This is a genomic window from Bifidobacterium sp., assembly GCF_050874245.1.
Taxonomy (GTDB): domain Bacteria; phylum Actinomycetota; class Actinomycetes; order Actinomycetales; family Bifidobacteriaceae; genus Bifidobacterium.
The window spans coordinates 1-11,043 of sequence record NZ_JBNMKH010000061.1 but is presented as its reverse complement, the minus strand read 5'-3'; the positions used below and the strand labels follow the sequence as shown (position 1 = coordinate 11,043).

Annotated in this window: 7 protein-coding genes; 2 read left to right on the top strand and 5 right to left on the bottom strand. The window is 60.8% G+C overall.

What is annotated here, in order from left to right:
- The 5 genes from ACR0P8_RS07200 to ACR0P8_RS07180 form a co-directional block, all read right to left on the bottom strand.
- Positions 1-618, bottom strand: a 618-nt coding sequence (locus ACR0P8_RS07200) for an HAD family hydrolase (protein ID WP_432624440.1), incomplete at its 3' end; no start/stop codon positions are given.
- A gap of 93 nt (positions 619-711) precedes the next feature.
- Entirely contained in the window at positions 712-2,766 is a 2,055-nt protein-coding gene (locus ACR0P8_RS07195; protein WP_432624439.1) for an alpha-amylase family glycosyl hydrolase, read from the bottom strand.
- A gap of 15 nt (positions 2,767-2,781) precedes the next feature.
- Complete coding sequence (locus tag ACR0P8_RS07190; RefSeq protein WP_432624438.1) at positions 2,782-3,681, bottom strand: sugar ABC transporter permease; 900 nt, start codon at positions 3,679-3,681, stop codon at positions 2,782-2,784.
- Complete coding sequence (locus tag ACR0P8_RS07185) at positions 3,678-5,051, bottom strand: carbohydrate ABC transporter permease (RefSeq protein WP_432624441.1); 1,374 nt, start codon at positions 5,049-5,051, stop codon at positions 3,678-3,680. The genes ACR0P8_RS07190 and ACR0P8_RS07185 overlap by 4 nt, the downstream gene beginning before the upstream one ends.
- A 285-nt stretch (positions 5,052-5,336) precedes the next feature.
- Positions 5,337-6,581 (bottom strand): extracellular solute-binding protein, encoded by a 1,245-nt coding sequence (locus ACR0P8_RS07180; protein WP_432624437.1) that lies wholly within the window; start codon positions 6,579-6,581, stop codon positions 5,337-5,339.
- Positions 6,582-6,820: 239 nt separating this feature from the next.
- Between ACR0P8_RS07180 and ACR0P8_RS07175 the strand changes: the two genes are divergently transcribed.
- Positions 6,821-8,407 (top strand): alpha-amylase family glycosyl hydrolase, encoded by a 1,587-nt coding sequence (locus ACR0P8_RS07175; protein WP_432624436.1) that lies wholly within the window; start codon positions 6,821-6,823, stop codon positions 8,405-8,407.
- A gap of 385 nt (positions 8,408-8,792) precedes the next feature.
- Positions 8,793-10,979, top strand: a complete 2,187-nt coding sequence (gene malQ / locus ACR0P8_RS07170; RefSeq protein WP_432624435.1) for a 4-alpha-glucanotransferase — start codon at positions 8,793-8,795, stop codon at positions 10,977-10,979.
- The last annotated feature ends 64 nt before the right edge of the window (positions 10,980-11,043 follow it).

The following is an 11,043-nucleotide window of genomic DNA, read 5'->3' as shown; positions in this document are numbered from 1 at the left end:
GACGAACTCGCGGTCGAGCGCCAGCATGTACAGGTCGCGCGCGGGCTTGCGGATCTTTTCCTCACTGGAGATGATCACGTCGTCCAGCACGCTCGACAGTCCCGTCATCTCCAATTCCGGACGCGTGTAGCAGGCCTGCGCGTTGCTCAGCAGCACCACGACCACGCCGGCGTCCTGCAACGTCTTGATCATGTCCAACGCGCCCGGATACAGGCGGATCATGCTGGTACTACCCTGGCGGAACGCCCACGCGGCCTTCAGCGCGGCCTGCGGCAACGCCAGCTTCTTCTCCGCCTCCTCGTCGCGGTGCATCAGCAGCGAGCGGTAGACCGGCAGTATGTCGAACTCGTCCCAACCATTGCGAACGATTGCACGATTCGCCTGATGGACCATTTCCCGGGTCTCAAGCTTGTCGAAACGGTCGCGCATCTCATCGACCGAACCGTATTCCGCACCCAATTCGCGGACGCAATCATACAAAGCCTGCCAGGCGGCGTCGCTCTGCTCGTCGGTGCGGATGTCGATCAACGTGCCGTAAAGGTCGAAAAACACCACTTCATATCGTGGATTGTGCGCTCCGGTTCCCATCATCGTGCCTACCGCATCCTTTCTGATCATCCGGCCCCATTGCCGTACGGTTACGGCGACCGCAGCTTCGCGGCCGCCGTTTGCTGCAACTCTCCTATTAAGGATATTCCTGTAATGAGAGTATTACTGTAGCCGCCAGATTGCAAACGTATGCGACGGAATGATCAGATAATCGCCGTCACCCGCGTTCACATTGCCTTCCATGGACCCCCTAGACGAGCCGCAGCCGCACCAGAAGCGCGGGGGTCCGGAAAGCTGGTCCACGCCCGTGGCACCCACGTCGATCACGCCGACGTGCTTTCCCGGATTGACGGCCACCAGGTAGTCGCCGACACGGTATACCAGCTCGTCGCCTTCCGTGTTGACGATCTCACGTTCGCCGTCGAACCACCGCGGATCGGACTTGCGCAACGCGATCAGCTTCGCGTAGTAGCCAATCAGATCGCGCATGCGCCACGCGCGGTGCCAATCCAGCCAATTCAGCTCCTTGGCGGAATCGTACGAATCGGAGCTGCCAAACTTGGTGCGGGCGAACTCCTCGCCGGACAGCATGAACGGAATGCCCGCAGAGGTGAGCGTGATGCCCGCGGCCAGCTTGTTGGCATCCATCACATCCGTCAACGCGGCCGCCAACCGCGGATTGAGGGAGGCCAGGTTCTCGGCCGAGAAATCGGCGTCGTACATGACTTTCGGCACATCCACGGTATTCTCGTTCTCGCCTTCGGACACCGCGCTGCCCAACGATCCGGCCGCGAGGCTCGCGCACAGTTTGTCCCACAGCGTCAGGTCGTCATGCGCGGAGATGTACTGGATGATCTGCCCCGGCTTGCCTTCCGGGTGCCTGCCGTGGCGCCACGCGTCCACGGCCTCGCGCACGGCCGGCGCGTTCTCGTGCATGCCGCCGTTCACGTAGCCCGGACGGTCGGAATAGAACACGTGTCCCTTGATGGTGTCGCGCGTGGTGTCGCAGAAATGGCCGATGCGATCGTCAAGCTTCGGCAGGCCGGACTTGTCGGCCAGCACCGTGTCAGCAGGCAGCGGCGAGGTGGCTCCGGCGGACCACGGTTCGCCGTACATGAGGATGTCGCGTCCGCGGCCGGGAATCTCGTCCAGCGCGGCGCGCACGGCGTTCATGGTGTCCACGTCGATAAGGCCCATCAGGTCGAAGCGGAAGCCGTCCATGTGGTATTCGCGCGCCCAGAACGTCACCGATTCCACGATGAAACGACGGAACATCTTACGTTCGGTGGCCATGTCGCAGCCGCAACCGGAGCCGTTGGAGAACGCCCCGTTCGGCTTGCGGCGCAGGAAATATTCCGGTACGGCGCGTTCGAACCAGTTGTCGGTGGAGAACATGTGGTTGTAGACCACGTCCATGATCACCTTGATGCCGGCCGCATGCAGCGCCTGCACCATCCGCTTGACCTCGCGGATGCGCGTGGTGCCGTCGAACGGATTGGTGGAGTACGAGCCTTCCGGCACATTGTAGTTAACAGGGTCGTAGCCCCAGTTATAGCGATTGCAGGTGGCTTCGTCCACGGAACCGAAGTCGTAGATCGGCATCAGCTGCACCGCAGTCACACCAAGCTTCTTCAGATAGTCGATGCCCGTCGGAAAATCGGGATGGCCTTCCAGCGTGGTCCCATCGTCCGTGAAAGCAAGATATTTGCCACGGTGCGATGCGGGAAAGCCACCGGCCGAGTCGTTGCTGAAATCGCCCACGTGCGTTTCCCAGACCACGGTCTGCGCAAGCGGAACGTCGGGCGTGCGGTCGTCTTCCCAGCCGTCCGGATTGGTGCGATCGAAATCGACAACCATGCTGCGGCGGCCGTTCACTCCGGCGCCGTACGCCCACGGGTCGGCGACGCGGTCGACGGAACCGCAATCGCGTTCAATCAAAAAGTCGTAATATACGCCGTGCTTGTTGTCGGCGAAATCATACGTCCAGGAACCGTCGGATTCCGAACGCATCGGGTACTGTCCGATCAGAGCGTCGCCGTCTTCCCCCGTAGAGCCGCGCATGAACAGTCGCAGTGTCACCTTCTGTGCGGAAGGCGCCCAGAGAGCAAACTGGGTGCCGGTTTCAGTAACCACGGCACCCAGCGGCCGTTCCAGACACAGCGGGAACGGTTCGGCGACGCTCGTATTCGGCTGTGCGAAGCTGTCTACGAGCGTCATATCCTTTGCCTTTCTTTAGCCCTTCACGGAGCCCGACATGGACTCCTGATAGAAGCGCTGCATCACAATGAACAGGATGGCGATCGGGATGGAGATCACGACCGCGGCCGCGGCGAAGCGGGCGTACCAGTTCTGGATGTATTCCTTCTGCAGCATGAGCCACAGGCCCAATGCCACGGTGTAGTTGGACTGCGTGCGGCAGATTACCTTGGCCATGACAAAGTCGAGCCACGGGGTCAGGAAGCCGATGATGGCCTGGTAGACAATCATAGGCTTGCAGATCGGGATGATGATCTTGTAGAACACCTGGAAACGGGTGCAGCCGTCGAGCAGGGCGGCCTCGTCAAGCGAGGTCGGGATGGTGTCCATGTAGCCCTTCATCACGTAGAAGCCCGCGCCGGAGCCGGCGGAGTAGACGAGAATCAGAGCCACGATGGTCATGTTGCCGTCAGCGAGGCCGAGGGCCTTCAGGATGAAGTAGATGGCGGTGACGGCCATGATGCCCGGGAACATGCCGAGGATCAGCACGACGTTCATGAAGGTCTTGCGGACGCGGAAGCGCAGACGGCTCATGCAGTACGCCACGGAGAGCACGAACACCACGGAGATCACGCAGGTGAAGCACGCGATGATGAACGTGGTGCCGAACATCTTCGGGAAGTCCAGCACGTTGCGGTCGGTGAACAGCACCTTGTAGTTGTCCAGCGTCCACTCTTTCGGGAAGAAGGAGCTGGTGTACGGGGCGGTGTTCTTGTTGAACGATTCCGCGAACACCCACACGATCGGGACCAGCCAGATGATGGCCAGGATGGCCAGGAACAGGTGGGCGAAGACGTCGCCGGTGATGCGGCGGATCTTCTGGTCGTGCAGGAAGCCGTGGCTTTCTACCTTGACCTGGGAGTGATTGTTGCTCATCGGAATGCCTCCTCGTTCTTGTAGGAGCCGGAATTGCGGTAGGTGACCAGCGAGACGATGGCCAACACGATGAAGGTCATGATGCCGATCACTGCGCCGAGGTTGTAATCGTTCTTATCGACGGTCAGCTTGTACAGCCAGGTGATAAGCAGATCGGTCGAGCCTGCGGAATCGCCCAGCGGAGTAGGATCGCCGCCGGAGAGCAGGTAGATGACGTTGAAGTTGTTCACGTTGCCGGTGAAGGTGGTGATCAGGTACGGGGTGAGCACGAAGATGATGTACGGCATGGTGATCTTCGTGAAGATCTGCCACCAGTTGGCGCCATCGATCTTCGCGGCCTCGTACTGGTCGGCCGGGATGTTCTGCAGAATACCGGTGATCTGCATGATGGTGTACGGGATGCCGACCCAGAGGTTGATCACGATGACCGTGACGCGAGCCCAAGTGGCGTTCGTGAAGAACGGCAGCGGGCCGTCAATCCAACCCCACGCCTGCAGCATGCGGTTCACGGCGCCCTGCGGCTGGAGCATGGTGTGCATGACCAGCAGGGACACGAACTGCGGCACCGCGATGGACATGGAGAAGCATGCGCGCCAGAAGCCCTTGAAATGGGTGGTCTTGCGGTTGATGATCATGGCCACGAACATGCCCAGGAAGAAGTTCAGGAAGGTGGCGAAGAAGGCCCAAATCAGGGTCCATCCCAGCACTCGCATGAACAGGCCAGCGTTGACCGTGCCGCCGCTGTTGGAGAAGACGGTGGCGAAGTTCTTCAGGCCAACCCAGTGGAACAGCACGAGGTTCTTGTGGTCATAGCTGGTGAACGCCATGGAGATCATGAAGATCAGCGGCAGCACGGTGAACACCGCGATGCCCAGCGTCGGCAGGAACATCAGCAGCACATGCGCCTTGGCGTCGAGCAGTTCGCGCAGGTCGTCCATGAAGGAAGGCGTCTTGCCGTTTTCCTCAAGCAGCACCTGCGACTTGTACGCGGCACGCACGGACATGACCCACAAGCCGATGAAGGCGGCGGTGATGACCAGCGCGGCCACGCCGTACAGCAGGATGACCACGGAGCGGTCGGGCTCGGTGTAGACCCAGAAGCCGTCGACCAACTTCTTGCCACCCTTGTTGGTGCCCAAGGTCGGCAGCTTGGACAGGTAGCCGACACCATTGGTGACCATGAACACGATGTATGCGATTTCCAGCACCAGCATGGTGATGCCCTTGACATACTGCTTGCGCACGATATTGCCAAGGCCGAACACCACGGCGGAAAGCTTGGTGAACAGATCACCGTGCTGGAACGCCGCCTTCACCGTATACGGCGACGGGGGAACGTAATCAGCGCCCTGCTTCCGGCGGCGCTTCATTTCCCGTGGGGAAAGAGTTGTTGCTGTCATTTCGACCGCCCTCTCATATGGATATTGAAAGATAAAAAAAGCTTTGCTTCCGGACAAGGGGAAGGAGAATTTAAAAACCTTGCCCGGGATGCAAAGCTCGGAGGAGGAGTGAGCCACTATGCAGAGTGGGGAGAAACACCGCGACTCGAAGCGCTTCTCAAAGTAGCAGGACGACTGGGGGGATTTGGCAGTACCAGCCGCCCTGCTTATTCAGTTATGAGTTTTCAGTTATCGGTTTGATGCACCCGAAGGCAATCACTCGGCGATCTTGCCGCCAGCCTGCTTGACCCAATCCTGGAACTTAGCGGCAGCGTTGTCCTTGGTGATTTCCTTGTTGATCAGGGCCTTGCCGAAGGTCTCGGCCGGGGTCCACCAATCGTTCATGCCGGACAGACCGGACTGCAGGATGGCGGTGTTGGCCATGGTGTCGGCCTGAGCCTGGGCAGCGATGTCGTCCTTGGTGAGGTCGGACAGGGACTTGTCGGTCGGCGGGATCTGGCGCAGCTCGTAGTGCAGCTTCTGGGACTCGGTGGAGCCGAGGTAAGCGGCGAACTGGGCGGCGGCCTTGGCGTTCTTGGAGTTCGGGTTGTAGGCGGCGGCCTTGGTGGCGGCGAAGGACTTCATCTGCTTCTTCTGGCCGTTCACGGTGAAGGTCGGCAGGGAGGTGGCGGCGTAGTTGTCGCCCAGAGCCTTCTTCACGTCAGCAGCGGACCAGGTGCCGGAGAACAGCACGTCGGCGGAACCATCCTTGATGGCGGCGAGGCCGGAAGCGCCATCGTCGTTGGAGAAGTTCGGGTTGGCCACAACGTCAGCCAGGTAAGCGGTGACATCGCCGCCATCCTTCGGGAAGACCATGCCAGCCTTCGCGTTGTTGCCCTTCTCACCGAACAGGGTCAGGCCATCGAAGAAGCCGTTGACGTACCAGGAGTTGGACAGCGGGAAGGTGACCTTGGCCTTGGCGAGCATGGCGTCGAAGTCCTTGGCCTCGTCTTCGGTGATCTTGGACTTGTTGTAGTACATGAACCAGGTGTTGTCGGTGTATGGCACGCCGTAGAGCTTGCCATCGGTGCCGGTGACGGAGTTGATCTCGAGGTCGCCGTTCTGTTCCTTCACCTGCTTCGCGGCATCGGTGCCCAGCTGGCCGATAGCGCCGGCATCGATCAGGGTGCCCAGCTGATCGGAAGCGAACATGTAGACATCGGCGGCGGCGGACGGATCGGTGCCGACCTGCTTGGAGGCATCGCCTTCGGAGACGACGTCGTTCTTCCAAGTGATGTTGTACTCGGAGTGCTCCTTGGCGAAGTTCTCTTCGACCTTGCCCAGCCAGTTGGCGTCCTTGGCCTGGTCTTCCTGCGGAGCCCAGACGCTCAGGGTGATGTCCTGGGTGCTGGAGGCCTTCTGATCGCTACCACCGTTGTCGGAGCCGCCGCACGCAGCGAGCGGAACCAGCATGGCAACAGCAGCAGTAAGTCCGATTGCCTTCTTCCAATCGATCTTCATTGATCTTCCTTTCCTCACATATCCTTGTGCTCTGCAGCACCCTCGGTTGGATGGTATGGACCAAAACCCTGCATACGTTCACATCATCGTTTCTCGGATGAATGCCTACCGCATTGGGGCTACCGAAAATGCATCAGTGCTTGTTAGTGTAGCACGTTTCTGCCAACGTTTGCAATTCGGCGTTATGATTGTTCCAGCGAAACACCTCAAACCGCGAAATACCAAGGAGACACACCCTCATGATTTCCCCCGCGCGCAACCCCCGACCAGCATGGCTCTCCGATGCCGTGTTCTACGAGGTCTATCCGCAGTCCTTCGCCGATTCCAATGGGGACGGCATCGGCGACATCCCCGGAATCACCGCGGAACTGGACTATATCAAGGATCTCGGCTGCAACGCCATCTGGCTGAACCCGTGCTTCGAATCGCCGTTCAAGGACGCCGGCTATGACGTGAGCGACTACAAGAAGGTGGCGGCGCGCTACGGCACCAACGAAGACCTCATCGCACTGTTCGACGCCGCGCATCAACGCGGTATGCATGTGATTCTCGACCTCGTTCCGGGCCATACCAGCGAGGAGCACGCCTGGTTCCGCCGCAGCAGCGATGCCGAACGCAACGCGTATTCCGACCGCTATATTTGGACGGATTCGTGGATTGCCGGCGGCGACGGACTGCCGTTCGTCGGCGGGGAATCGCCCCGCGACGGCACCTATATACTGAACTTCTTCAAGTGCCAGCCGGCGCTCAACTACGGCTTCGCCCACCCCACGCGCTCCTGGCAGCAACCCGCGCTCGGCCCGGAGGCCAAGGCCACCTGCGATGCGATGGTGGACGTCATGCGATTCTGGCTTTCGCTGGGAGCGGACGGCTTCCGCGTGGACATGGCCGACAGCCTCGTCAAGAAGGACGACGCCGGCAAACCCTATACGATCCGTACCTGGCAGTACATGTTCGCCCAGATCCGACCGGAGTTTCCCAAAGCCGCGTTCGTCTCGGAATGGGGGCGTCCGAACGAGTCGATGGCCGCCGGTTTCGACATGGATTTCTACCTCGATTGGCGTTGGGACGGCATTCCCAATGGCTACAACATGTTGCTGCGCAACACCGACGACCCGCTGAGCCGCGAAGGCGACACCAGCTATTTCAACGCGGATTCCGGTACTGAAATCGGCGATTTTCTGCGCGAATACGAACCTCGTCTACGCGAGACCGAAGCCTATGGAGGCAGCTTCAATTTCGTCACCTGCAACCACGACACCGCACGCGTGGCGCCACGTCTCTCCCCGCGTGAGATCGCGCTGGCCTACTGCACGCTGTTCGCGTTGCCAGGCGTGCCGTTCCTGTATTACGGCGATGAGATCGGCATGCGGTACCGCCAGCTGCCCACCAAGGAAGGCGGCTACGTGCGCACCGGTTCGCGCACTCCGATGCAGTGGGGCGACGACGGTTCGACCGACGGTCTGGCGGGCGGCGAATACCTGCCGACCGATACCGCAGCCGACGCACCGACCGTTGCGGCGCAGCAGGCGGACGAGGGGTCGCTCTGGCATATCGTGCGCGACATGCTGCATATGAAGGGGGCCAATGCCGCATTGCAGACCGACGCCTCGTTCCATGCAATCGAACGAAAAAGGGTGTTCGCTTTCGTCCGTTCGACGGATTCGCAGCAGGTGATTGTGGCGGTCAATCCGAGCCGCGATTGCAAAGCTTTGCAGTTACCAGAAGGTAATTACCGCGAGATTTTCAAAATCGGCGAAACCGAGCTCGACGGCACTTCCCTGCAACTTGGTTTGCAAAGCTTTGCAATACTCAAGGCCGAATAAAGACGTCGGACACTGCCGGAAACGGTGACGGAAGCGACAGCCGGGGGCGGCGTCGGAAGTAGCGCCGAACGATTACCGGAAGTGACGTCGGACGATAATATCCGGCACCACTTTCGGTAATCATCCGCCGCAATCCGGCATCCATCCGACATCCGTCTAACACTGCAAACGATATGCAGTCCGAAAATTGAATTTCAATTTTTAATCATTGTATAAATAGTCGCAAAAAGGCTATTTTGCAATGCATTTTGCTGCAAAACACACTTTGAAAACGATTTCAGCCATGCTATAGTTGTTGATGGTGCGACCACCGACGGCACCGTAGCGTCGGCATCGCAAAGCAATGCAGCATTCGCCGCAAAAACGGCATGGAAAGAAGGGACCAATGGCACAGACCCCGCAGACCGAAAGCGCGGAACGCATCGCACGACCGCTCATCCAACTCGCCAAGCTCAACGGCATCTCCACGTCATACATCGACCAGCTCGGCACATACGTGGAAATCCGTGACGAGGTGCTCGTCTCCGTACTGGCCGCGCTCGGCGTGGACGCTTCAAGCGACGAGGCCATCGCGGCATCGTACGCGGCGACCAAGCAGCGCATCGCCGACACGCTCGTCGAACCGACCATCGTGAAGTTCATCGGCAAGGAAGCCGTGACGCCGATCCGCGCGAAGGGCAACAAGGTCACGTTGACGCTGACGCTTGAGGACGGCACGCAATATAAGGGCGATCTGGCCGCACATCTGACGGCCGCTCCGGCCGACGCCGACGACGGACAGGATGATGGCACGCTGCAGTTGGCGCTGCCGGACGACATCCCCGCCGGATACCATACGCTGACCGTCGACGCGGGCCCGCTGCACGCCGAAGCGACGCTGATCTGCGCGCCGGCACGCATCGAACTGCCGGCAGCAGTGGCCGAAAAGCAGCGTTGGGGCTGGATGGCGCAGATGTATTCCATCCGTTCCGCCGAATCCTGGGGCGTGGGCGACTATGGCGATCTGAAGCTGCTGCTGTCCGACGCCGCCACCAAATCGCATGCCGATTTCATGCTCATCAACCCGATCCACGCCACCGCACCGGTGCCGCCGCTGGAACCGTCGCCGTATCTGCCGGAATCGCGCCGCTTCCTCAACGTGACGTACATCCGTCCGCAGGACATCGAGGAATTCGCCGGTCTGAGCGAGGAGGACCGCGCCGAAGTCGCACGGCTGCACGCCGAAGTCGCGCCCGCCAATGACAGTACCGAACCGCTCGACATCAACTCTTCCTGGTGGCACAAGCGCCAGGCGCTGAAGCTTGTCTACGCAGTGCCACGTTCCGCCGAGCGCCAAGCCGCGTTCGACGCGTTCAAGAAGGCCGCAGGCCCGGATCTGCGCGCGTTCGCCGCATGGTCGGTGGCGTTCCAGGTGTGGGGTGCTCCGTGGGAGGGCACGTGGTTCAAGGACACGAACCGTGATTCGCCGGAAGTGGCCGAGCTCATGCGCGATCACGCCGACATGGTCGACTTCGAATGCTGGCTGCAGTGGATCGCTGACGAGCAGGTCACCGCCGCGCAGAATGCTGCGCGCGAGAACGGCATGGCGCTCGGCCTCATGCAGGACATGGCCGTGGGCGTGCATGCGCTCGGAGCGGACGTGTGGTGGAATCCGGAACGCTTCGCCGTGGGCAGCGTCACCGTTGGATGCCCGCCGGACTTCTACAACCAGCAGGGCCAGGATTGGGGACAGCCGCCGTTCAATCCGAACTATCTGGCTAAAACCGGCTACGGCGTATACCGCGAGATGGTGCACAACATGTTCTCCCATGCGGGCGCGGTACGCATCGACCACGTGCTCGGCCTGTTCCGCCTGTGGTGGATTCCGCAGGGCGAGGGCGCGCGCGGCGGTGCGTATGTGACGTACAACTACGAGGCGATGATCGCGATTCTGACCATCGAGGCCTCCCGCGTGAACGGTCTGGTGGTTGGCGAGGATCTGGGCACCGTGCCGGATTACGTGCGCACAGTGCTCGGCGAACACGGTCTGCTGGGCTGCATGGTGGAATGGTTCGCCCGCGTGGACGACTCCCCCAACGCCGGCGATCCGTACGCCGATCCGTCCACGTACCGCAAGTACGCGCTGGCCTCCGTCACCACGCACGACCTGCCGCCGACCGCCGGCTACCTGCAGTTCGAGCACGTCAAGCTGCGCGAGCAGCTGCATCTGCTGAGCGGGCCGGCCGAGGAATTCGAGGCGGCCTCCCGCGCCGAACGTGACGCCATGATGGACCGTCTGGTGGAGTCCGGTCTGATCACGCCGGAAGTGGCCGGTGATGTGGAAGGCCACATCCAGGAAATCGTCGAAGCGATGCATAAGCTGCTGCTCAGGTCGCCGTCCGTGTTGCTACAGGCCGCGCTGGTGGACGGCGTGGGCGAGACGCGCACGCAGAACCAGCCGGGCACGTCCAGCGAATACTGCAACTGGCGCGTGCCGCTGGCCGGACCGGACCTCAAGGTGGTGCACACCGACGAAGTGTTCGACCTGCCTCGCGTGCAATCGCTGTCCGCCATCATGAACGGAGAGAAGTAACAAGCCGAAAACAGACTTACCTATCCCCTTTCCTCATAACAAAGCCCGGTTCGGCTTTGTCAGG

Bases quoted from the DNA above. Each gene is read 5' to 3' on its own strand.
- ACR0P8_RS07195 (WP_432624439.1), bottom strand. From the start codon at position 2,766: ATGACGCTCGTAGACAGCTTCGCACAGCCGAATACGAGCGTCGCCGAA.
- ACR0P8_RS07190 (WP_432624438.1), bottom strand. From the start codon at position 3,681: ATGAGCAACAATCACTCCCAGGTCAAGGTAGAAAGCCACGGCTTCCTG.
- ACR0P8_RS07185 (WP_432624441.1), bottom strand. From the start codon at position 5,051: ATGAAGCGCCGCCGGAAGCAGGGCGCTGATTACGTTCCCCCGTCGCCG.
- ACR0P8_RS07180 (WP_432624437.1), bottom strand. From the start codon at position 6,581: ATGAAGATCGATTGGAAGAAGGCAATCGGACTTACTGCTGCTGTTGCC.
- ACR0P8_RS07175 (WP_432624436.1), top strand. From the start codon at position 6,821: ATGATTTCCCCCGCGCGCAACCCCCGACCAGCATGGCTCTCCGATGCC.
- malQ (WP_432624435.1), top strand. From the start codon at position 8,793: ATGGCACAGACCCCGCAGACCGAAAGCGCGGAACGCATCGCACGACCG.